We start from the raw sequence: 21,180 nt of genomic DNA on the forward strand, positions 1-21,180 counted from the left end.
ACGGTGACATGTCGAAGTTGGAAAGTCCAGCTTTGACATGTCGACTGTGGAAGGTAAAGTGCGAGTCATGAGCCTGAGACATGCCGTGCTGGGCCTGCTCTCCGAGTCCCCGGCGAGCGGCTACGACCTGATGAAGCTGTTCAACGCCTCACTCACCAGCGTCTGGCCGGCGACCCAGAGCCAGGTCTACGGCGAACTGAACAAGCTCACGACCGCCGGCCTGGTCGAGGTCGCCGCCCAGGGCCCGCGCGGCCGCAAGGAATACGCGATCACCCACGACGGCCTGACCGAGCTGCGGCACTGGCTCACCGAGGTCGCACCCATCGGCCAGCAGCGCCACGACGCCCTGCTGCGGGTGTTCTTCCTCGGCATCCTCACCCCGCTCGAGGCGCGCACCTACCTCCTCACGCAGGCCGAGGCCGCCGCCCGCGCGCACGAGACCTACAAGCAGGTCGACGAAAGCACCGAGTGGGACGACGAAATGATCTCTGTCTACGGGCAGATCGCGCTGGAGTACGGCCTGCGGTTGTCCGCGACGATGGAGGAATGGGCCCGCTGGGCCGCCGACGAGGTGACCAGCGCCAAGGCCAGGAAGGCCAGCGAGCTGGCCCGCGCCCGGTACGAGGCGGAGCAGACGGAGCTGGACGGGGAGCCGGCCCCCGAGCGGCCCGACAACGCGTGAGGGCCGCGCCCGACGCTCACCGTCGCCTGCGCGCCCACTGACGGCGGTGACGCGCGGCCCGTCCGCCCCGCGCCGAATTTCGGGTGGCGCGGCACGGACGCCGCGGCATGCTGAAGCCATGAACCACCAGCGCTCCGTGCGTATTTCGAAGTACCTGGCGAAACACCTGCGCCACGAGCCGGAGCGGATCGGCATCGCCCTCGACGCCCACGGCTGGGTTCCCGTGGCGGAGCTGATCGACGCCGCCGCGCGACACGGTTTCCGGTTCTCCCGAGCGGAGCTGGAGACCGTGGTCGCCGACAACGACAAGCAGCGCTACGCCCTGGAGCACGACCGCATCCGTGCCTGTCAGGGCCACTCCGTCCGCATCGACCTCGGACTGCCGCCGGCGGTGCCGCCCGGCTTCCTCTTCCACGGCACGGTGGAGCGGAGCGTCGCCGCCATCCGGCGCGAGGGGCTGCGCCCGATGTCCCGACATGCGGTGCACCTCTCACCGGACCGCGAGACCGCGACCCGCGTGGGCGCACGGCGCGGCACTCCGGTCGTGCTGACGGTCGACGCGGGCGCGATGCACCGGGCCGGTCACGTCTTCCACATCAGCGCCAACGGGGTCTGGCTCACCGCACGGGTCCCGCCGGAGTTCCTCCGCTTCCCCGGCTGATCTCCCTCTCAGGAAACGCACAGGTCAAAGGCCGGGCGCTCCCCACACCGGGAACCACCGGGACAGGTCCTTCTCGACCGTCAGATCGTCCCCGAGCATCGCCCGGACCTGGAGTTCGAGCGGGTTGTCCCGCTTCTCGCCACCCTCGGGTCGCGGCGCGAAGGGATAGAACGTGCCGCGCTTGTAGAGATAGACCAGCGCCAACGACCGCTGCCGCTCATCGCGGAACCCGATCAGGGAGCAGAGCAACTGCGGCCCGAACCCCGCCTCTTCCAGCGACGTGTTGACCGCGTGCAGATCGTTGACCAGGCCCGCCACGTCCTCCGGGGCATGCCGCACCAACAACCACGTGTAGCCGTACGCGTCCTGCGTGAACTCCACCGAGCCGTCCAGCAACGCTCGCGCCTCGTCCTGGATGCGTGAGAAGGCGCCGCCCTCGACGCTCGCGAAACACACCGACCCCAGCCCGGTGGGGAGGAACCCCGCCGCGGCCTGCAGGGTGACCGCGGCGGACGGCAGCGCGAACAGCTGGTCCAGATCCGGGCGTACCGGCTTGCTACGGCCGAGGATGGCGTCCAGAAATCCCATGCGCGGCTTACTCCTTGATCCTTCGCTCCGGTGACGCGGCGAGGTGTTTCACGGGAAACATCGCCGTGCGTCGGTCGCTGCCGTCCCGCCGGCAGCCGTTCACGGCCGCCCCAACTGCGCCGCTATCCGGCCCAGCTGGTCGAGCCGCTGCTCCAGCGTGGGGTGCGACGACAGCAGCTGGCTGAAGCTCTCCTTGTTGAACGCCGGGGCGAAGTAGAAGGCGTTGAACGGCTGGGCCTTGCGGAGGTCCTCGGTGGGGATCCGTGCGATCTGGCCGGTGACCTTCGTCAGGGCGGACGCCAGCGCCGAGGGGCGACCGGTCAGTATCGCCGCGGCCCGGTCCGCGGACAGTTCGCGGTAGCGGGAGAGCAGCCGGGTCAGCAGGAAGCTGATGGCGTACACGACGACGCTGACGGCGGTGACGATCAGCACCGCGATGGCGGCGTTCTGGTCCCGGTTGTTGCGCCCGACGCCGCTCCACAGGGCGGCGCGGGTGATGATCCCGGCCAGGACGCCGAGGAACGAAGCGATGGTCATCACCGCGACGTCGCGATGGGCGACGTGGGAGAGCTCATGCGCCAAGACGCCCTCCAGCTCCTCCGGCTCCAGCCGCCTGAGCAGCCCGGTCGTGGCGCAGACCATGGAGTTCTTCTGGTTGCGGCCGGTGGCGAAGGCGTTCGGCACGTCCGACTCGGCGATCGCGACCCGCGGCTTGGGCATGTCGGCCAGCGCGCAGAGTCGGTCCACGGCGCCGTGCAGTTCGGGCGCCTGCTCCGGCGTGACCTCGTGCGCCCCCATGCTGAAGGCCGCGATCCGATCGCTGAACCAGAACTGGGCGACGAACATGGCCCCGGCGATCAACAGGACCACCACCCAGGCGCCCTTGAGCAGCACCACCAGCGCACTGACGACCACGACGTACAGCAGCCCGATGAAGAACATCGTCATGACCATGCGCGAGGTCAGCCCACGGTCCGGGGCGAATCGGGTCTGTGCCATGGCTCCTCCACTACGCACCGCACTTCGCGCAGTGCACCGACCCGGGCACGCGCCGTCATCCGACGGGCGCCAGGGCTCGCACACTGCGCCGCTGCCCCAATTCTCCCTCTTGGTGGCTATATACCGGGTAAAGCCCCGGCCGGAGGCCAGGGCGCACCAGGATGTGCGGCCCTTCGTCGCCGATGCGCAGCCGGACGCGGCTACGCGCCGAGCTGGGCGAGCCCCTCGGTGGCGATCCGCTCGAAGACCGCCGGGTCGGTGGCGAAGATCGAATCGGCGATCGGCCAGTGGACGACCAGTTCGTCGATGCCCAGCTCGGCATGGCGGCCGGCGAAGTCCACGAAGGCGTCCAAGGAGTCCAGCGGCTGGTCCGGGGTGAAGCCGGTCAGCATGATCTTCTGGAGGTCGTCGAGATCACGGCCCTGGTCCGCACACGCCTTGGCCAGGCCGTCGACCTGCCTGCGGATGGCCTCCCGCGACTCGGCCGGGGTGCCGCCCGCGTTCGACACCTTGGGGTCACCGGTGGTCACCCACGCCTGGCCGTAGCGGGCCGCCAGCTTCAGCCCGCGCGGGCCGGTGGCCGCCACCGCGAACGGCAGCCGCGGCCGCTGCACGCAGCCGGGGACGTTGCGCGCCTCGTCCGCGGAGTAGTGCGTGCCGCGGTGCGAGACGGCGTCCTGGGTCAGCAGTTGGTGCAACAGCGCCGTGAACTCGGCGAAGCGATCGGCCCGCTCCCGCGGCGACCAGGGCTCCTGGCCCAGCGCGGTCGCGTCGAAGCCGTTGCCGCCGGCGCCGATGCCCAGCGTGACGCGGCCCGCGCTGATGTCGTCGAGGGAGATCAGTTCCTTGGCGAGGGTGACCGGGTGCCGGAAGTTCGGCGAGGTGACGAGGGTGCCCAGTCGCATCCGGGAGGTCGCGGTGGCGGCCGCGGTCAGCGTCGGGAGGGCGCCGAACCAGGTCTGGTCGCGGAAGTCCCGCCAGGAAAGGTGGTCGTACGTGTACGCAGCGTGGAACCCGAGTTCCTCGGCGCGCTGCCAGGTCTCCTTCCCGCCCTCGGACCAGCGGCGGACAGGCAGGATCACAGTGCTCACTCGCATGCATTCGAGCGTACGGGGGCGCCGCGGAAACCCCGCCCGGCCACCTGGGCACCGGACTCCGGTCCACCACCCACCGCACGCCTGTACGTGCCGGTACGCGAAGATGGCCCCGTGACTGATGCCCCCGCCACGCCGCCCCGGCCCACCCGGCTGATCGCCACCGATCTCGACGGCACCCTGCTGCACGACGACAAGACGGTCTCCGGCCGGACGATCGCCGCGCTCGCCGCCGCGGAGAAGGCGGGCATCGAGGTGTTCTTCGTCACCGGGCGTCCGGCTCGCTGGATGGACGTGGTCAGCGATCACGTGCACGGCCACGGCCTGGCGATCTGCGCGAACGGCGCGGCCGTCGTCGATCTGCACCGGGAGAACCGGATCGTCGAGGTCAGCCCGCTGGACCACACAGTGGCGCTCGACGTCGTCCACGCCCTGCGCGAGGCGGCTCCCGGCACCACCTTCGCCGTGGAGCGCACCAGCGGCATCCACTACGAGCCGCAGTACCCGCCCTTCCTCCTCGACCCGGCCGCGGTCATCGCGCCCGCGGAGAAGCTCCTCGCCGAGGGTTTCGCCGCACCGTCCAGCCCCGGTCCGACGAAGAGTGCCAGCAGCGCCTGCGACCACCCGGTGCTCAAGCTGCTGGCGCACCACCCCGAGCTGGACCCCGACGCCTTCCTCACCCTCGCCCGGGCCGCCTCTGGCCACCTGGCGTCCTTCACCCGGTCCAGCCCCACCGCGCTCCTGGAGATCAGCGGCCTGGGCGTCAGCAAGGCCGGCACCCTGGCCCGCTGCTGCGCGGAGCGCGGGATCTCGCCGGACGAGGTGGTCGCCTTCGGTGACATGCCGAACGACATCGAGATGCTCACCTGGGCAGGCACCTCGTACGCCATGGCCAACGCCCACCCGGACGTGCTGGCGGCGACGACGGGTCGCACGGCGTCCAACAACGACGACGGCGTGGCCGCCGTGATCGAGCAGATCCTGCGCCAGCGGTGAGAACGTCGGGGACGGTGCCGCCGCCCCCGAAGCGACAACGGACCGCTGGTTGACGCCCTCGCTCAGCTGACGCGTTCATTCAGCAGTTCCACGCGGTGCGCGTGGTTTCACGTGAAACCACGCACAGCTTCCCGGACCGAGACGTTTCACGTGAAACGATCAACTCCGGGAAAGAGAAGGCCGTTTCACGTGAAACCACGCGTCCGGCCGGGGCAGCCATCGCCCCCGTTCCCCCTAAAGCGGCGCCTCCCAGGTCACCATCGTCCCCCCGTCCTCCTCGCCCAGCCCGGGACCGTACGTGCTGGACCCACCCAGCGACTCCGCCCGCTTGGCGAGGTTCTTGAGGCCGCTGCGGCGCCCGCCCCGCGCAATCCCCACCCCGTCGTCGGCGACGGTCAACCGGACACCGGGAGTGCCGTCCGGCAAGCTGGCCGTCGCGTCGATCACGACCTCGATCCGGGATGCCCCGGCGTGCCGGAAGGCGTTCGACAACGCCTCCCGCAGCGCGGCGATCAGGTTCTTGCCGGCCCGCTCCCCGACGCGGGAGTCCACGGGGCCGACGAACTGCGCCGACGGCTGGAAGCCGAGCGGTACGGCAGCCGTGCCGATCTCCCGCAGGACCCGGGTCCGGAGCCCCGACGGCGCCTCGGCCGGGCTCTGTTGGAGGGCGAAGATCGCGGTCCTGATCTCCTGGATGGTGATGTCGAGTTCGTCGATGGCCTTGCCGACCCGCCGGGCCACCTCCGGCACCACGGTCTTGCGCTGCGCGCTCTCCAACATCATCCCGGTCGCGAACAGCCGCTGGATCACGAGGTCGTGCAGGTCACGGGCGATCCGGTCGCGGTCCTCGTAGACCGCCAGCCGCTCCCGGTCGCGCTGCGCGTCGGCCAGCACCAGCGCCAGCGCGGCCTGTGCGGCGAACTGCGTGGCGAGGGTCCGCTCGGCGGCGGAGAACGCCCGGGCGCCACGGCCCCGCGGTGTGGCGAGGGTGCCGAGCACCCGCCCACCACTCTTGAGCGGCAGCAGCATGCTGGGGCCGAACCGCGGCGCGAGATCGGTGACCATCCGCGGATCGCTGGCCGAGTCGTCCACGAAGACCGGTTCGCCGGCGAGGAGTTGCTCGGTCACCGGGCTGTCGGGCGGGATCTGGGTCCCCAGGATTCCGGTCGGGTCGTCGGCCGACACCGCGACGACCTCCAACCCGCCGTCCTCGTCCGGCAGCAGCACGATGCCGGCCGTCGAATCCGCCAGCTTCCTGGCCTGTTCGGCGACGACCGCGAGCGCGTCGTCGACGTCGCTGCCGGCGAGCAGCTCGGTGGTCACCGCCACCGAACCGTCGATCCACCGCTCCCGCTGCCGGGTCGCGGCGTACAACCGGGCGTTGCCGATCGCGATCCCGGCCTCGGTGGCCAGCACCCGCACCATGTGCAGGTCCTCTTCGCTGAACTCCCCGCCGCGCTTCTCGGTCAGGTAGAGGTTGCCGTAGATCTCGCCCTGAACGCGGATCGGCACCCCGAGGAACGACCGCATCGGCGGGTGCCCGGGCGGGAAGCCCGCCGAGCGGGGGTCCTGGGTGAGGTCCGCCAGCCGCACCGGCTTCGGGTCGTGGATCAGCGCACCGAGCAGGCCCTTGTGGCCGTCGGGCAGCGCGCCGATGCGTTCGTGCTGCTCTCCGGTGACGCCGTAGGTCACGAAGTCCGACAGCCCTTCCCGGGCGTCGTCGATGATCCCGATCGCGGCGTAGCGCGCATCGGCGAGCTCGGCGGCGGTCTCCACGATCCGGTCCAGGGTGATGTGCAGGTCCAGCCCGGCGCCGACCGTGCGCATCGCCTCCAACAGCTGTGGGACCCGGGCGGTCAGCTCGGACGACAGTCCCTGGAGGCTGCGGGTGGCCTCGGTGGCGGCGTCCATGGGGTCCGGGCGTCCACCGGCGCGTGCGGTGTCCACGGGGTCTGGGGGCGATCCTGCCGTGACTGCCATGCCCCGAGCCTAATAAGGGGCCATTTCAGGGGAAAGTTCAGTTCTCCGGCACGGGCCCGCCCCCCCCCACGGACGACCGGCCCGCGCCCTCCCGGGCCCGGCGCCGGTCCCGACCGTCATCCCGAGAACGCGGCCACGTCGGCGCCTGCGCCGGCGGACGCCCCCGCGGGCACCCGCTCGGCGTCCTCCCGCACGCTCCCGTCCCCGCCGGTCACCATCCGCGGATACGCCGCGTCCACCGCCCGCTCACGCTCCAGCATCCGCCGGAACGGACCGTCGACCGCGGCCAACTCCGCGTAAGCACCACGCTGCGCCACCCGGCCGCGGTCCAGCACCAACACCTCGTCGACCGCGTCCAGCCCGGCGAGCCGGTGCGTGATCAGCAGCGTGGTCCGGCCCTTGGTGGCCGCCAGCAGATCGGCGGTCAGCGCGTCGGCCGTGGCCAGGTCGAGGTGCTCGGCCGGCTCGTCGAGCACGAGCACCGGGAAGTCCGCGAGCAGGGCCCGCGCCAGGGCGAGCCGCTGCCGCTGGCCGCCCGAGAGCCGGGCGCCGTGCTCCCCGACCATGGTGTCCAGGCCGTCGGGCAGCCCACGCACCCAGTCCGCCAGCCGCGCCCGGTCGAGCGCGTCCCAGAGGTCCTGGTCGTCGGCACCGCCCGCACCGGCGCTGCGGTCCCGCCGGGCGAGCCGGAGGTTCTCCCGCAGCGAGCTGTCGAAGAGGTGCGCGTCCTGCGCGCACAGCCCCACCAGCCGTCGCACCGCGTCGCCGGCCATCTCCTGCGCGTCCGTCCCGGCCAGGGTGTAGGTCCCCGACTCGCGGTCCACGAAGCGCAACAGCACCTGCGCGAGCGTGGTCTTGCCGGATCCGGACGGGCCGACGACGGCGAGCCGGCGGCCCGGTGCCAGGGTGAAGCCGACGCCGTCCAGCGCCGGTTCCTCCTGCCCGGGGTGCCGTGCGGTCAGACCGCTCACGGTCAGCGGGAACGGCGCGTCGGGCGCGGCCACGGGGGCGTCCGGCTCACGAACCGGCGCCGGCGCGTCCAGCACCTCGAACACCCGGTCCGCGGCGTGCCGGGTGCGACGCCGGTACTGCGCGGCCAGCGGCAGCCCGGCGACCGCCTCGAACGCGGCGAGCGGGGTGAGCACGATGACGGCCAGTTCCACGCCGGCCAGCCGGCCCGCGTGCACGGCCTGGATGCCCACCACCGCGGCGGCGGCCACGGTCAGCCCGCACAGCAGCGCCGAGAGGCCGGCCCCCGCCCCGGCCGCGGTGGCCGAACGCGAGGCGATCCGGGTCAGGTCCCGGTCCGCGCGGCGCACCCCCTCCGTGCGGGCCCCGAGGGCCCCGGCGACCGTCAACTCCGCGGTACCGGTGAGGAGATCGACGACCCGGGTGGCGAGCACCCCTCGGGCGGGGGCCAGCCGGCGCTCCGCACGCCGGGCCAGCGCACTCGACAGCGCGGGCACCCCGGCCCCGGCGAGCAGCAGTCCGCCCGCGAGGATCACCCCGGCTTCCGGCAGCAGCCAGCCGGTGAACGCGACGGTGCCCACGCCGACCAGCAGTGCCGCCCCGACGGGCAGCAACCAGCGGAGGAAGTAGTCCTGCACCGCATCGACGTCCGCGACCAGCCGCGACAGCAGATCGCCGCGGCGGCGCTCCTTGAGTCCGGCCGGGGCCAGCCGTTCCAACCGTCGGAAGACGGCCACCCGGACGTCGGCGAGCATCCGGAACACCGCGTCGTGCGCCACCAGTCGCTCGGCGTACCGGAAGACCGCCCGGCCGATGCCGAACGCCCTGGTCGCGGTCACCGCCACCATCAGATACAGCACCGGCGGCTCCTGCGAGGCCCGCGAGATCAGCCAGCCGGAGGTCGCCATCAGGCCCACCGCGCAGCCCAGGGCGAGGCTGCCGAGCAGCAACGCGAGCCCCAGGCGCGCCCGCCGGGCCCGGGCCAGCCCCCGCAGCCGTCCCAGCGCGGAACGCGCGGAACCCGGCACGGAGCCACCCGGCTCCGACCCACCGACCACCGGCGGGACCGGCTCGGCGGCCGGGACCGCACCGGCATCCGGACCCGGCGCGGAGACTGCCGCCACCGCCGGTGCCACGGACCCGTCGGCCACCTCGGGCGCCGCCAACCGCACCGTACGGTCCGCCACCGCCAGCAGCGCCGGCCGGTGGACGACCATCAGGACCGTGCGCCCGACCGCGAGCCGGCCCACCGCCTCGACCAGGGCCTGCTCGGTCTCACCGTCCAGATTGGCGGTGGGCTCGTCGAGCAGCACGACCGGGCGGTCGGCGAGGAAGGCACGGGCGAGCGCGATGCGCTGGCGCTGGCCGGCGGAGAGCCCGGAGCCGGATTCCCCGAGCCGGGTGGCCGGGCCGTCGGGCAGCGCATCGACGAAGTCCAGCGCGCCGGCCTCGCCCAGCGCCGTGCGGACCGCCGCGTCGTCGGCGTCCGGCCGCACCAGCCGGACGTTCTCCGCGATGGAGCCGGCGAAGAGGTGCGGATGCTGCGGCACCCAGGCGATCCGGCTGCGCCAGTCGGCGGGGGAGAGGTCGGCGACGTCCTGTCCATCGACGAGGACCCGCCCCTCGGACGGTTCGGTGAAGCCGAGCACCACGCTCAGCAGCGTCGATTTGCCGGCGCCGGAGGGGCCGACCAGCGCGACGGTCTCGCCGGGCCGGACCTCGAACGAGGTCGCCGGCAGCGACGCCGCGCTGCGCCCGCGGTGGCGGACCACCAGCTGCTCGACGGTCAGCCCGGTGCCGTCGGGCGCGGGCGCCGTGCCGGGCGTCCGCGGCCGGGTCTCCAGCACGGCGAAGATCTCCTCCGCCGCCGAGAGCCCTTCGGCCGCCGCGTGGTACTGCGCCCCCACCTGCCGCAGCGGCAGGTACGCCTCGGGCGCCAGCACCAGCACCAGCAGCCCTGTGTAGAGGTCGAGTTCGCCGTGCACCAGGCGCATGCCGATGCCGACCGCGACCAGCGCCACCGAGATGGTGGCGAGGAGTTCGAGCGCGAACGAGGAGAGGAACGCGATCCGCAGGGTGCGCAGGGTGGCCTGGCGGTACTCGTCGGTGATCGCGCGGATGGAAGCGGCCTGGGCCTTGGCCCGGCCGAAGATCTTGAGGGTCGGCAGGCCCTCGACGACATCGAGGAAGTGCCCGGAGAGCCGGGCGAGCAGCCGCCACTGGCGGTCCATCCGCGACTGGGTGGCCCAGCCGATGAGGACCATGAAGAGCGGGATCAACGGCAGGGTGATCACGATCGTCAGCGCGGAGATCCAGTCCCCGGTGACGATCCGGACCAGCACCGCGATCGGCACCACGACCGCCAGCCCCAACTGCGGCAGGTACCGGGCGAAGTAGTCGTCGAGGGCGTCGATGCCGCGGGTGGCCAGGTTCGTCAGCTCCCCGGTCCGCAGCTCCAAGGTGCCGGCGTCCTCGGTCCCGTCCGCGCGCTGGACCGCAGCCCCGGGGCCGAGCGCCGTGGCCCGCTCGGTCAGCCGCATCCGCAGTTCGGACTTGACCGCCGCGCTGGCGCGGTGCGCGGCCAGTTCGGTGAGCCAGGAGACCAGCCCCCGGCCGACGGAGATGGCGGCGAGCAGCGCCACCGGCGTGACCAGCGCGTCGAGGGCGAGATCGTGTTGGAAGGCTCCGACCACGATCTCCGCGATCAGCATGGCCTGACCGATGACCAGGCCCGCGCCGGCAAGCCCCAGCACCACCACCGCGATGAGGAATCCGCGGGTGGCACGGGCGTACTGGAGCAGGCGCGGGTCGACCGGTTTCACGTGAAACCTTCCGTTCTCCCGCCCCGCCCTGGCCGGGCGGGGCGGGACTCAGCTAGTGGGCTTCGGCGATGTGCTGGGTGCCGATCCGCTTGCGGAACACCCAATAGGTCCACCCTTGGTAGAGCATCACGAGCGGCGCGGCGATCCCGGCGCACCACGTCATGATCTTCAGGGTGTAGGGGCTGGACGAGGCGTTGCTGACCGTGAGGCTCCAGCTCTCGTTCAACGTGGACGGCATGACGTTCGGGAAGAGCGTCAGGAACAGCATCGCGACCGCCGCCGCGATGGTGATCCCGGAGAACGCGAACGCCCAGCCCTCACGCCCGAGCTTGTTGGCCCCGAGCGCGGCGACCAGCGCCACCACGGCGACGACCATGGCGACCAGGCTGCTGCCGTTCCCCCGGTCGGCCTGGGTCCACGCCAGGAACCCGATCGCGAGCACGGCGGTGATCAGTCCGAGGACACCCGCCATCCTGCGCGCCCGCTCCCGGATGTCCCCCACGGTCTTCAGCGAGGCGAACACCGCACCGTGGAAGGTGAACAGCGTCAGCGTCACCAGACCGCCGAGGATCGCGTACGGGTTGAGCAGGTCGAGCAGGCCGCCGACGTACTCCTTGTGGGCATCGATCTTCACGCCGTGGACGATGTTGCCGAAGGCCACGCCCCACAGCACCGCGGGCAGCAGCGAGGTCCAGAAGATCGCGTGCTCCCAGTTGCGCTGCCAGTACTCCTCGGGCCGCTTGGCGCGGTACTCGAACGCCACCCCGCGCACGATCAGGCAGACCAGGATCAGCAGCAGGGGCAGGTAGAACCCGGAGAAGAGGGTCGCGTACCAGTCCGGGAAGGCGGCGAAGGTCGCGCCGCCCGCACTGAGCAGCCAGACCTCGTTGCCGTCCCAGACCGGGCCGATGGTGTTGATCAGCACCCGCCGCTCGCTCCGATCCCGGGCCAGCAGCTTGGTGAGCACGCCGATCCCGAAGTCGAAGCCCTCCAGGAAGAAGTACCCGGTCCAGAGGAAGGCGATGATGACGAACCAGATGTCGTGGAGTTGCACGGTCGCCTCCTAGTACGAGAAGGCCATCGGCCGGTCGGCGTCGGTGGAGTCTCCACCGATCTTGGTGGGCGGGTTGAGGTCGGAGTCGGTGAGTTCCTGGGGTCCGGCCTTGATGTACTTCGCCAGCAGCCGCACCTCGACCACGGCGAGGATCGCGTAGAGCGTGGTGAAGACGACCAGGGACGTGATCACTTCGCCCTGCGTGACGCCTGGCGAGACCGCGTCACGGGTGCGCAGCACGCCGTAGACGACCCAGGGCTGGCGGCCCATCTCGGTGAAGATCCAGCCCCACGAGTTGGCGATCAGCGGGAAGCCGAGGGTGACGAAGGCCAGTCGCCAGTACCACTTGGCCAGGCGCTCACCCAGCACCTTGTCCTTGGTGAGCGCGAGGTGCGGTGGTTCCTCGTCGCCGGTCCGCAGCGCGGGCGCGAGCCAGAACTTCCTGCGGGTGAGCCACAGACCGGCCAGACCGATGACGAAGGACGTCATCCCGAAGCCGATCATCCAGCGGAAGCCCCAGTAGGTGACCGGGATGTTGGGCCGGTAGTCACCGGGCCCGAACTTCTGCTGCTCGGCCTTGTTGACGTCGTTGATGCCGGGGACCGGCGAGGAGAAGTCGCTGTGCGCCAGGAAGGAGAGCAGGCCCGGTATCTCGATGGCGACCTTGTTGTGGCCCTTGGCGACGTCGCCGTACGAGAAGACCGAGAACGGTGCCGGCGCGGCCTTGTCCCACAGCGCTTCGGCCGAGGCCATCTTCATCGGCTGCTGCTTGAACATGACCTTGCCGAGCGAGTCACCGCTGATCGCGGTGAGCATGCCGGCGATGACCAGGGTGACCAGGCCGAGCCGCAGCGACGTCCGCATGACCTTGACGTGCTTCTTGCGCATCAGGTGGTACGCGGAGACGCCGACCATGAAGGCGGCACCGGTCAGGAACGCCGCGGTCAGGGTGTGGAAGACGACGACGAGGGTGGTGTCCTGCGTCAGCACCTTCCAGAAGTCGGTCAGCTCGGCCCGTCCGGTGACGTGGTTGTACTTGTAACCGACCGGGTGCTGCATCCAGGAATTGGCGGCGAGGATGAAGTACGCCGAGAGGATCGTGCCTATGGACACCATCCACATGCAGAAGCAGTGGAGCTTCTTCGGCAGCTTGTCCCAGCCGAAGATCCACAGACCGATGAACGTGGACTCGAAGAAGAACGCGATCAAGGCTTCGAAGGCGAGCGGCGCACCGAAGACGTCCCCGACGAACCGCGAGTAGTCCGACCAGTTCATGCCGAACTGGAATTCCTGGACGATGCCGGTGACGACACCCATCGCGATATTGATCAGGAACAGTTTGCCCCAGAACTTGGTGGCCTTGAGGTACTTCTGCTTACCGGTTCGCACCCATGCGGTCTCAAGTCCGGCCACCAAAGCGGCGAGGGAGATCGTCAGCGGGACGAACAGGAAGTGGTAGACGGTCGTGATGCCGAATTGCCATCGCGCCATAGTCTCCGGCGCCAGAGCCAGTTCCACGTCGCGACCTCCTTACGTCCTTGCATCGCCGCTTCACGGCAGGTATGTCCTTTTTGCGGCGCGCGAGACGCCACGCATCAGGACGTGAGCTTGTGAACGCGTTCACATTCACAAGCATTATTACCCATGCGCCTCTCACCTTGGGGAAGGGGGGTACGTGACTGCGGTCACGCTCGAATCCATGGCCCGTGAACGTTTATGCCGAGGTTATGTCCACGCCCTTCCGCGCGGCTTCAACATATTGTTGAATTCGTCGCCATGAAGATCCGCATCTCCTGGCCCGCCGGGCACGTGACCGCCACCCTCGACGACACCCCGACCGCCACCGCGCTCCTCGCCGCCCTGCCGCTCCACGGCACGGCGAACACCTGGGGCGAGGAGGTCTACTTCGACACCGGGCTCACCCCCGCCCTGGAGTCCGACGCCCGCCAGGTCGTCGACCCCGGCACGGTCGCCTTCTGGACCGAGGGCAACGCCCTCGCGCTCCCCTACGGGCCGACCCCGATATCCCGCGGCGACGAGTCCCGACTCGCCTCCCCCTGCAACGTCCTGGGCCGCGTCGACGGCGACCCGCGCGCGCTGGCCACCGTCCGCAGCGGCGACGCCATCCACGTCCAGAAGGCCTGAGGCCGCACACGCCGGAGGCCGCGGGTCGGACAGGGACCCACGGCCTCGAAACGCACCGCCCGCCCGACGGCAGCACGCCGCCGACGGACCGGAAGACGACTACAGAACCTTGCGGAACTCCGCCGCCGCCTCCAGGAACAGGTCCATCGCCGGCTCCTCGCCGATCGTCACGCGCACGCCCTCGCCCGCGAACGGCCGCACGACCACCCCGGCCCGCTCGCACGCCTCGGCGAACGCGGTGGTCCGGTCCCCCAACCGCAGCCAGACGAAGTTCGCCTCCGACGCCGGGACGGTCCAACCCTGCGCCACCAGCGCGTCGTACACCCGCGTCCGCTCGACGACCAGCGCGTCGACCCGCTCCAGCAGCGCCGCCTCGCTGCGCAGCGACGCCACCGCCGCCTCCTGCGCGAGCTGGCTGACGCCGAACGGCACCGCCGTCTTGCGCAGCGCGGCGGCCACCTCCGGGTGCGCCACCGCGAAGCCCACCCGCAGCCCCGCCAGGCCGTACGCCTTGGAGAAGGTGCGCAGCACGCACACGTTGGGGCGGTCGCGGTAGAGCTCGATCCCGTCCGGCACGTCCGCGTCGCGGATGAACTCGCGGTACGCCTCGTCCAGCACCACCAGCACGTCGTCCGGCACCCGGTCCAGGAAGGACTCCAGCTCCGCACGGCGCACGACGGTGCCGGTGGGGTTGTTGGGGTTGCAGACGAAGATCAACCGGGTCCGCTCGGTGATCGCCGCCAGCATCGCGTCCAGATCGTGCACCTCACCGGAGGTCAGCGGCACCTGCACCGACGTCGCACCGGAGACCTGGGTGACGATCGGATACGCCTCGAACGACCGCCAGGCGTAGATCACTTCGTCCCCGGGACCGGCCGTCGACTGGACCAGCTGCTGGGCCACGCCCACGGATCCGGTGCCGGTCGCCAGGTGGTCCACCGGTACCGAGAACCGGTCCGCCAACTCCGCCATCAGGCCGGTGCACGCCATGTCCGGGTAACGGTTGAACGACCCGGCGGCCGCCACCGCACTCTCCAGGACGCCCGGCAGCGGCGGGTAGGGGTTCTCGTTGGAGGACAGCTTGTAGGCGACCGGCCCGCCGGCCGCCGCCGGCCGCCCCGGCTTGTAGGTGGGGATGCCGTCCAGCGCAGCACGCAGCCTCGGGGTCTTCTCGCTCACCGCAGGTCCTCCTCAACCATCCCTCTCGACTCCAATACTGCACACCTTATGAGGATTGCCCCGTCCGGCGTCAGGCCCCGAAGTGACAGCCCTCCCGCGGGCGCTCCCACGGGCCTTCCGCGGGCCTTCCCGCGGGCTCCGCCGTGGCGAGCGCCGGGCGTGCATCCGAAGGGGAGCGCTAAGCGATGCAGCGCGCGCCGGTGGCTCACTCCGTGGCGCGCGTCCCTCGTCAAGGTGACTTGAGACCTCTTCGAGACCTGGGCATATCGCCAGGCAGACCACTCCCCACTCCACCCATAGACCCATCAGAGCCGGCAAGTTCCTTCAATCACAAGGCAACTGACGGCACATCACCATGCAGAAACGTGCCTTCTTGCGGCCGTCGGCGGTCACCCGCGAATGGCCGTAGCGAGCCCTACTATCGGCTCGCCATGACAGCAGCAGGGAAGCACCAGGTGGGCCGGTCGTCCGGTCGCCGACTGGGACGCGCGGGCATCCGGGACGTGGCCGCCGCAGCCGGTGTATCGATCACGACTGTCTCCGACGCGCTCAACGGCAAGGGCCGGCTTCCGGATGCCACCCGTAGCCACGTCCGCGAGGTGGCCGACCGGCTGGGCTACCGCCCGTCCGCGGCCGCCCGCACGCTCCGTACCGGCAAGTCGGGCCTCATCGGCCTGACCGTGACCACCTACGGGGATGAACCTTTCACCTTCACCGAGTTCGCGTACTTCGCGGAGATGGCCAGAGCCGCCACCTCCGCCGCGCTGGCCCGCGGCTACGCCCTGGTCATCCTGCCCGCGACCTCCCGGCACGACGTCTGGTCCAACGTCGCCCTCGACGGCACCGTCGTCATCGACCCGGCCGACGGCGACCCGGTCCTGACCGAACTCGTCCGGCACGGCATCCCGGTCGTCTCCGACGGGCGCCCCGGCGGCACCATCCCGGTCACCGGCTGGGTCGACAACGACCACGAGGCAGCCGTCCTCGGCCTGCTCGACCACCTCGCCGAGGCCGGCGCCCGCCGCATCGGACTGCTCACGGGCACCACCACCGACACCTACACCCGGCTGTCGACCACCGCCTACCTGAACTGGTGCGAGCGGGTCGGTCAGGCCCCGGTCTACGAGTCGTACCCCGCGTACGACCCGCGGGCGGGCGCCGTGGCCGCGGACCGGCTGCTGGCCCGCCCGGACCGGCCGGACGCGGTCTACGGGCTCTTCGACCCCAACGGCACCGACCTGCTCGCCGCGGCCCGCCGCTACGGACTGCGGGTACCGGACGACCTGCTGCTGGTGTGCTGCAGCGAGTCCACCGTCTACGCCACCACCGAGCCGCCGATCACGACGCTCTCGCTCAAGCCGCGGCGCATCGGCACCGCCGTGGTCCAGATCCTGATCGACGCCATCGAGGGGCTCGACAGCACGTGCCCGGTCGAGCAGGTGATACCGACCGATCTGATCGTGCGCACCTCCTCGCAACGCCGCTCCCCGAGGACGACGGTCAGCCCGCCGCGGGGCCCGGCCGGCGACTGAGCGCGCCCCGGCACGACGGGCCAGGCGCCCCGGCGAGCTGCGGGCGCCCGCTCCGCCGAGGAAAAAACGGGCTGATCCCGGGAGAAATCCATCGCGAACGCCGGGCTTCGCAGGATTGATCACCCCCGGGTGCGTCACAACCCGCGAGCGGCGTTCCTATGATGGGCGCACGACACTGCGGACCGCCGTCGACCAGGCAAAGGTCCGAGAGGTGCACGGCGGCGCAACGGTGGAGGGGTCGATGACTCAGGGGGCCAGTCAGGGACCCATGGTGTGGACCATGGGGGCACAACCTCCGGAGTCCGTTCCGCCGCCCCCGGCACCCGCCGGGCAACCGCTCCAGGCGCCGGCCGCACCCCCGGTCGCGCCGCCCGCCGCGCCTCCGGTGCAGATGCCCGAGGAGTACACCCCGACCGCCCGCGACCTGCCGGTCATCACGCGCACGGACACCCTCATCGACCACCCGTCCGTGCTGGCGGCGCAGGAGCCGGCCGCCGCGCCGGAGGGCCTGGGCCCGCTGTACGTCGTCGGCGACGTGCACGGCTACTACGACGAGCTGCGCGCCGCGCTGGAGGCCGAGGGGCTGATCGACGCCGACGGCACGTGGGCCGCCGGCACCGCCCGGCTCTGGTTCCTCGGCGACTTCACCGACCGCGGTCCGGACGGTATCGGCGTCATCGACCTGGTCATGCAGCTCTCCGCCGAGGCCGCGGCGGCCGGCGGCTACTGCAAGGCCCTGATGGGCAACCACGAGCTGTTGCTGCTGGGCGCCAAGCGGTTCGGCGACACGCCCGTGCAGTCCGGCGCCGGCACCGCCTCCTTCCAGGCGGCGTGGCTGCTCAACGGCGGCCAGAAGAACGACATGGACCGCCTGGAGGACCACCACCTCCAGTGGATGGCCCGCCTGGACGCCGTGATGGAGGAGGACGGGCACCTGCTCGTGCACTCCGACACCACCGCCTACCTCGAATACGGCGCGTCGATCGAGGAGGTCAACGACACCGTCCACGACGTGCTGACGCGCAGCGACGCCGACGAAGTCTGGGACCTCTTCCGCAAGTTCACCAAGCGGTTCGCCTTCCGCGACGAGGCCGGCGCGCAGGCCGTGCGCGAACTGCTCGACGCCTACGGCGGCAACCGCGTCGTGCACGGCCACAGCCCGATCCCGTACCTGCTGGGCGAGGTCGGCGCGGAGGATGGCGAGGACGACGGCGTCGCCGTGGACGGCCCGCACGTCTACGCGGACGGTCTGGCCATCGCGATGGACGGCGGTGTCACGATGGCCGGAAAGCTGCTGGTCTGCCAACTCCCGTTGGCGGGCTGACGGTTCCTCCGACGGTCCGATGCCGTCCCGACCTGTTATCAGATAGGACGGGAATCGGTCGCGGCATCAGGCAAATTCCGCAAACTCTCTGTCACCCCGCGCCGGCGGCGCTCTACCATCGGTCTATCCGTAGCAGGCTCTCCTCCGTTTCCGCCCGGCGCCCGGCCCCCGGCCGGCCCGTACGGCCCTACGGAGCTTCGGGGGATCCACATGAACAGCGCTCCGCACCTGCTGAACGAGGACCGCGCGGAATTCGCGCGGATCCTCGATGAGGCGCTGCGCACCGCCGAAAACCGCCCGGACGATCTCGCCGCTGCCGCCGGAAACCGGCTCAGCAGCGAGCAGTTGCGCATGATGGCGCTCAGCGCGACCAGCGCGATCGCCGCCTGCGCGACGGCCGAATACGAACGCTTCATACGGCTGCGCACCGAGCTGCGCGCCCCGTCGACCGCCGCGTCCGGCGCCGGAGGTGGCGGTCCGTCGGCGGACCAGACCTCTGACGAACGCACCGGACCGGCCACCGCGGACGACGAGCCGGAGTCCGATCCTGCCGGGTTCGGGCTCGCCGCGATGGCCACCGTCCTCGTGCCGGTGCTCGCCGGCATCGCGGCCGTCCTCTTCCTCGTCATCGGCTACGTGCTGCGCGCCGTCGACCCGGACCCGGCCGTCTCCCGGCCCCTGATCAGCGTCGGCTGGGTCTTCGCAGGGCTGGCCGCCGCCGGGGCACTGGTCGCCATGGGCTGCGTGGTCGTCACCGCGCTGCGCAACGGCACGGCCCGGGACACGGCGGCCAAGGAGCGGGCCGCCGCGCTGGACAGCGCCCACGACGCCTGGCGGCAGGCCCTCCTGGACCGCGGGTTGCTGCCCTTCCTGCGCGAGGCGCTGGCCGATCCCGCGGCCGACCCCGAGGACGATCCGGTCCGGTACGTGCCCCGCCCCGCACCGGCCGAGGAGCGCCGCACCCCCACGCTCGGCTACACCCGTCCCCGCTTCAGCAGCCGCGACACCGACGCCTCCTGGTCCCGCCCCCGCTACTCCAGCCCGGACTTCACCAGCCCCGACTACGGGGGGCCGGAACGCCGGCCGGAGTAGCTGCCGCGCGGACGCCCGCGTTGGTGCCCCGCGGTGCCCGGCCGCGTTGACGAACGGGCGGACGGCCCGAAGACGCACGCGCCGCACGTCTTCGGGCCGTTCCCGGTCGGTCCCGTCGGCTCAGTCCGCGATCGGCAGGTAGACGCGGTTGCCGGCCGCCGCGAACTCCCGCGACTTCTCCGCCATTCCGGCCGCGGCGTCGGCGTCGGCGGCCAGCGCACCGCCGTGCTCGCGGCGAATGTCCTGGGAGATCTTCATGGAGCAGAACTTCGGCCCGCACATCGAGCAGAAGTGGGCCGTCTTGGCCGGTTCGGCGGGCAGCGTCGCGTCGTGGAAGGCGCGGGCGGTGTCCGGGTCGAGGGCCAGGTTGAACTGGTCCTCCCAGCGGAATTCGAAGCGGGCGTCGGAGAGCGCGTCGTCCCATTCCTGGGCGCCGGGGTGTCCCTTGGCGAGGTCCGCCGCGTGGGCCGCGATCTTGTAGGTGATGACGCCGGTCTTCACGTCGTCGCGGTCCGGGAGGCCCAGGTGCTCCTTGGGCGTGACGTAGCAGAGCATCGCCGTGCCCCACCAGGCGATCATCGCGGCGCCGATGCCCGAGGTGATGTGGTCGTAGGCGGGCGCGATGTCGGTGGTGAGCGGGCCGAGCGTGTAGAACGGGGCCTCTTCGCAGATCTCCTGCTGGAGGTCGATGTTCTCCTTGATCTTGTGCATCGGGACGTGGCCCGGGCCCTCGATCATGGTCTGCACGCCGTGCCGCTTGGCGATCGTGTTCAGCTCGCCGAGGGTCCGCAGCTCGGCGAACTGCGCCTCGTCGTTGGCGTCCGCGATGGAGCCGGGACGCAGACCGTCACCGAGGGAGAAGGTGACGTCGTAGGCGGCGAGGATGTCGCAGAGTTCCTCGAAGTGCGTGTAGAGGAAGGACTCCTGATGGTGCGCCAGGCACCACGCCGCCATGATCGAGCCACCGCGGGAGACGATGCCGGTCTTCCGGTTGGCGGTGAGCGGGACGTAGCGGAGCAGCACGCCGGCGTGCACCGTCATGTAGTCGACGCCCTGCTCGGCCTGCTCGATGACGGTGTCCTTGTAGATCTCCCAGGTCAGCTCCTCGGCCTTGCCGTCGACCTTCTCCAGCGCCTGGTAGAGGGGGACGGTGCCGATGGGGACGGGGGAGTTGCGCAGCACCCACTCACGGGTGGTGTGGATGTTGCGGCCGGTGGAGAGGTCCATGACCGTGTCGGCGCCCCAGCGGGTCGCCCAGGTCATCTTCTCGACCTCCTCCTCGATCGACGACGTGACCGCGGAGTTGCCGATGTTGGCGTTCACCTTCACCAGGAAGTTCTTGCCGATGATCATCGGCTCGATCTCCGGGTGGTTGATGTTGGCCGGCAGCACCGCCCGGCCCGCCGCGATCTCGTCCCGCACGAACTCGGGGGAGACGTTCTCGCGGACGGCGACGTACTCCATCTCCGCGGTGATCTCGCCACGTTGGGCGTACGCGAGCTGGGAGACCGGGGTGCCGCCCCGGCCGCGACGCGGCTGGCGCGGCCGGCCGGGGAAGACCGCGTCGAGGTTGCGCAGGCCACCGCGCGGTGACGTGTGCTTGATCCCGTCGTCCTCGGGACGCATCGGGCGGCCCGCGTACTCCTCGGTGTCGCCCCGGGTGATGATCCAGTTCTCGCGCAGCGGCGCCAGACCGCGGCGAACGTCGGTTTCGATCTGGGGATCGGTGTACGGCCCTGACGTGTCGTAGAGCGTCACGTCCTTGCCGTTGGTGAGGTGCACCCGCCGGACCGGGACCCGGAGGTCCGGACGCGATCCGGAAACGTAGCCCTTGTGCCAGCCGATCTGCGGCTTTTCGCCGTCGGCCGAGCCGTTTTCAGGCGTGCGTGCATCCTGCAGAGTCATGTAGACCCAACTCCCTACGCCGGCATTACCCGGTAACAGGTTCGGCGGTCGACGCAGCGGCTTCCGTCATCCGGTGTTTCACGTGAAACACCGCTGGGACGGAGGTCAGCGCCCTCTCAGCCCGGTGCTCCGAGCTCCCGCGATTGCAAAGGTGCCAC

Annotated in this window: 16 protein-coding genes and 1 riboswitch; of the genes, 7 read left to right on the forward strand and 9 right to left on the reverse strand. The window is 71.1% G+C overall.

The features are described 5' to 3' along the window. Nucleotides 1–67 precede the first annotated feature (67 nt). Both ACJ6WD_RS06070 and ACJ6WD_RS06075 read left to right on the forward strand, forming a co-directional pair. On the forward strand, nucleotides 68–682 hold the full coding sequence (locus tag ACJ6WD_RS06070; protein WP_233657295.1) for a PadR family transcriptional regulator: 615 nt from the start codon (nucleotides 68–70) through the stop codon (nucleotides 680–682). Between the two features lie 118 nt (nucleotides 683–800). Further along, nucleotides 801–1,343 (forward strand): RNA 2'-phosphotransferase, encoded by a 543-nt coding sequence (locus ACJ6WD_RS06075; RefSeq protein WP_407615259.1) that lies wholly within the window; start codon nucleotides 801–803, stop codon nucleotides 1,341–1,343. Between the two features lie 24 nt (nucleotides 1,344–1,367). On the opposite strand, the gene pspAB is transcribed toward ACJ6WD_RS06075, so the two are convergent. The 3 genes from pspAB to ACJ6WD_RS06090 all read right to left on the reverse strand — a co-directional run bounded on the left by pspAB (nucleotide 1,368) and on the right by ACJ6WD_RS06090 (nucleotide 4,027). Then, nucleotides 1,368–1,931 carry a PspA-associated protein PspAB gene (gene pspAB, locus ACJ6WD_RS06080; RefSeq protein ID WP_016570626.1) on the reverse strand — a complete coding sequence of 188 codons (564 nt, stop codon included), beginning with the start codon at nucleotides 1,929–1,931 and terminating at the stop codon, nucleotides 1,368–1,370. 99 nt (nucleotides 1,932–2,030) lie between these two features. After that, entirely contained in the window at nucleotides 2,031–2,930 is a 900-nt protein-coding gene (gene htpX / locus ACJ6WD_RS06085; protein WP_016570627.1) for a zinc metalloprotease HtpX, read from the reverse strand. A gap of 200 nt (nucleotides 2,931–3,130) precedes the next feature. Further along, nucleotides 3,131–4,027 (reverse strand): LLM class flavin-dependent oxidoreductase, encoded by an 897-nt coding sequence (locus tag ACJ6WD_RS06090; protein WP_407615260.1) that lies wholly within the window; start codon nucleotides 4,025–4,027, stop codon nucleotides 3,131–3,133. Between the two features lie 111 nt (nucleotides 4,028–4,138). Between ACJ6WD_RS06090 and ACJ6WD_RS06095 the strand changes: the two genes are divergently transcribed. Continuing rightward, nucleotides 4,139–5,020, forward strand: coding sequence for an HAD hydrolase family protein (locus tag ACJ6WD_RS06095; RefSeq protein ID WP_407615261.1), 882 nt, complete (start codon nucleotides 4,139–4,141; stop codon nucleotides 5,018–5,020). Nucleotides 5,021–5,254: 234 nt separating this feature from the next. On the opposite strand, the gene ACJ6WD_RS06100 is transcribed toward ACJ6WD_RS06095, so the two are convergent. The 4 genes from ACJ6WD_RS06100 to ACJ6WD_RS06115 all read right to left on the reverse strand — a co-directional run bounded on the left by ACJ6WD_RS06100 (nucleotide 5,255) and on the right by ACJ6WD_RS06115 (nucleotide 13,363). Further along, nucleotides 5,255–6,931: a GAF domain-containing protein gene (locus tag ACJ6WD_RS06100; protein ID WP_233657372.1), complete on the reverse strand. Its 1,677-nt coding sequence runs from the start codon at nucleotides 6,929–6,931 to the stop codon at nucleotides 5,255–5,257. 185 nt (nucleotides 6,932–7,116) lie between these two features. Further along, a complete protein-coding gene (gene cydD, locus ACJ6WD_RS06105; RefSeq protein WP_407615262.1) occupies nucleotides 7,117–10,791 on the reverse strand; it encodes a thiol reductant ABC exporter subunit CydD in 3,675 nt (1,224 codons plus the stop codon). 52 nt (nucleotides 10,792–10,843) lie between these two features. Next, a complete protein-coding gene (gene cydB / locus ACJ6WD_RS06110) occupies nucleotides 10,844–11,845 on the reverse strand; it encodes a cytochrome d ubiquinol oxidase subunit II (RefSeq protein WP_016570822.1) in 1,002 nt (333 codons plus the stop codon). Between the two features lie 9 nt (nucleotides 11,846–11,854). Then, nucleotides 11,855–13,363 (reverse strand): cytochrome ubiquinol oxidase subunit I, encoded by a 1,509-nt coding sequence (locus tag ACJ6WD_RS06115; protein ID WP_233657290.1) that lies wholly within the window; start codon nucleotides 13,361–13,363, stop codon nucleotides 11,855–11,857. A 258-nt stretch (nucleotides 13,364–13,621) separates the two neighbouring features. Here ACJ6WD_RS06115 and ACJ6WD_RS06120 point away from each other — a divergent pair, with 258 nt between their 5' ends. Next, entirely contained in the window at nucleotides 13,622–13,990 is a 369-nt protein-coding gene (locus ACJ6WD_RS06120) for a cyclophilin-like fold protein (RefSeq protein ID WP_233657289.1), read from the forward strand. 99 nt (nucleotides 13,991–14,089) lie between these two features. Here ACJ6WD_RS06120 and hisC read toward each other — a convergent pair whose 3' ends face one another. After that, complete coding sequence (gene hisC, locus ACJ6WD_RS06125; RefSeq protein WP_376437799.1) at nucleotides 14,090–15,169, reverse strand: histidinol-phosphate transaminase; 1,080 nt, start codon at nucleotides 15,167–15,169, stop codon at nucleotides 14,090–14,092. Nucleotides 15,170–15,600: 431 nt separating this feature from the next. Here hisC and ACJ6WD_RS06130 point away from each other — a divergent pair, with 431 nt between their 5' ends. The 3 genes from ACJ6WD_RS06130 to ACJ6WD_RS06140 all read left to right on the forward strand — a co-directional run bounded on the left by ACJ6WD_RS06130 (nucleotide 15,601) and on the right by ACJ6WD_RS06140 (nucleotide 19,117). Then, complete coding sequence (locus ACJ6WD_RS06130; RefSeq protein WP_233657287.1) at nucleotides 15,601–16,701, forward strand: LacI family DNA-binding transcriptional regulator; 1,101 nt, start codon at nucleotides 15,601–15,603, stop codon at nucleotides 16,699–16,701. 280 nt (nucleotides 16,702–16,981) lie between these two features. After that, nucleotides 16,982–18,025 (forward strand): metallophosphoesterase, encoded by a 1,044-nt coding sequence (locus ACJ6WD_RS06135; RefSeq protein ID WP_376437804.1) that lies wholly within the window; start codon nucleotides 16,982–16,984, stop codon nucleotides 18,023–18,025. A 210-nt stretch (nucleotides 18,026–18,235) separates the two neighbouring features. Then, complete coding sequence (locus ACJ6WD_RS06140; protein ID WP_233657286.1) at nucleotides 18,236–19,117, forward strand: hypothetical protein; 882 nt, start codon at nucleotides 18,236–18,238, stop codon at nucleotides 19,115–19,117. A gap of 120 nt (nucleotides 19,118–19,237) precedes the next feature. Here ACJ6WD_RS06140 and thiC read toward each other — a convergent pair whose 3' ends face one another. Further along, the gene (gene thiC / locus ACJ6WD_RS06145) at nucleotides 19,238–21,022 is read right to left on the reverse strand and encodes a phosphomethylpyrimidine synthase ThiC (RefSeq protein WP_233657285.1); all 1,785 of its coding nucleotides are present in this window, start codon (nucleotides 21,020–21,022) and stop codon (nucleotides 19,238–19,240) included. Further along, nucleotides 21,017–21,173, reverse strand: a riboswitch (TPP riboswitch). (Overlaps the previous gene by 6 nt.) Nucleotides 21,174–21,180: the final 7 nt, after the last annotated feature.

The sequence above is a fragment of the Streptomyces sp. VTCC 41912 genome, from assembly GCF_045799175.1.
GTDB classification, from domain to species: Bacteria; Actinomycetota; Actinomycetes; order Streptomycetales; family Streptomycetaceae; genus Streptomyces; species Streptomyces albulus_C.

Excerpts from the sequence above, each read along its gene's own strand:
- ACJ6WD_RS06070 (WP_233657295.1), top strand. The coding sequence starts at position 68 with ATGAGCCTGAGACATGCCGTGCTGGGCCTGCTCTCCGAGTCCCCGGCG.
- ACJ6WD_RS06075 (WP_407615259.1), top strand. The coding sequence starts at position 801 with ATGAACCACCAGCGCTCCGTGCGTATTTCGAAGTACCTGGCGAAACAC.
- pspAB (WP_016570626.1), bottom strand. The coding sequence starts at position 1,931 with ATGGGATTTCTGGACGCCATCCTCGGCCGTAGCAAGCCGGTACGCCCG.
- htpX (WP_016570627.1), bottom strand. The coding sequence starts at position 2,930 with ATGGCACAGACCCGATTCGCCCCGGACCGTGGGCTGACCTCGCGCATG.
- ACJ6WD_RS06090 (WP_407615260.1), bottom strand. The coding sequence starts at position 4,027 with ATGCGAGTGAGCACTGTGATCCTGCCTGTCCGCCGCTGGTCCGAGGGC.
- ACJ6WD_RS06100 (WP_233657372.1), bottom strand. The coding sequence starts at position 6,931 with ATGGACGCCGCCACCGAGGCCACCCGCAGCCTCCAGGGACTGTCGTCC.
- ACJ6WD_RS06120 (WP_233657289.1), top strand. The coding sequence starts at position 13,622 with ATGAAGATCCGCATCTCCTGGCCCGCCGGGCACGTGACCGCCACCCTC.
- ACJ6WD_RS06130 (WP_233657287.1), top strand. The coding sequence starts at position 15,601 with ATGACAGCAGCAGGGAAGCACCAGGTGGGCCGGTCGTCCGGTCGCCGA.
- ACJ6WD_RS06135 (WP_376437804.1), top strand. The coding sequence starts at position 16,982 with ATGGGGGCACAACCTCCGGAGTCCGTTCCGCCGCCCCCGGCACCCGCC.
- ACJ6WD_RS06140 (WP_233657286.1), top strand. The coding sequence starts at position 18,236 with ATGAACAGCGCTCCGCACCTGCTGAACGAGGACCGCGCGGAATTCGCG.
- thiC (WP_233657285.1), bottom strand. The coding sequence starts at position 21,022 with ATGACTCTGCAGGATGCACGCACGCCTGAAAACGGCTCGGCCGACGGC.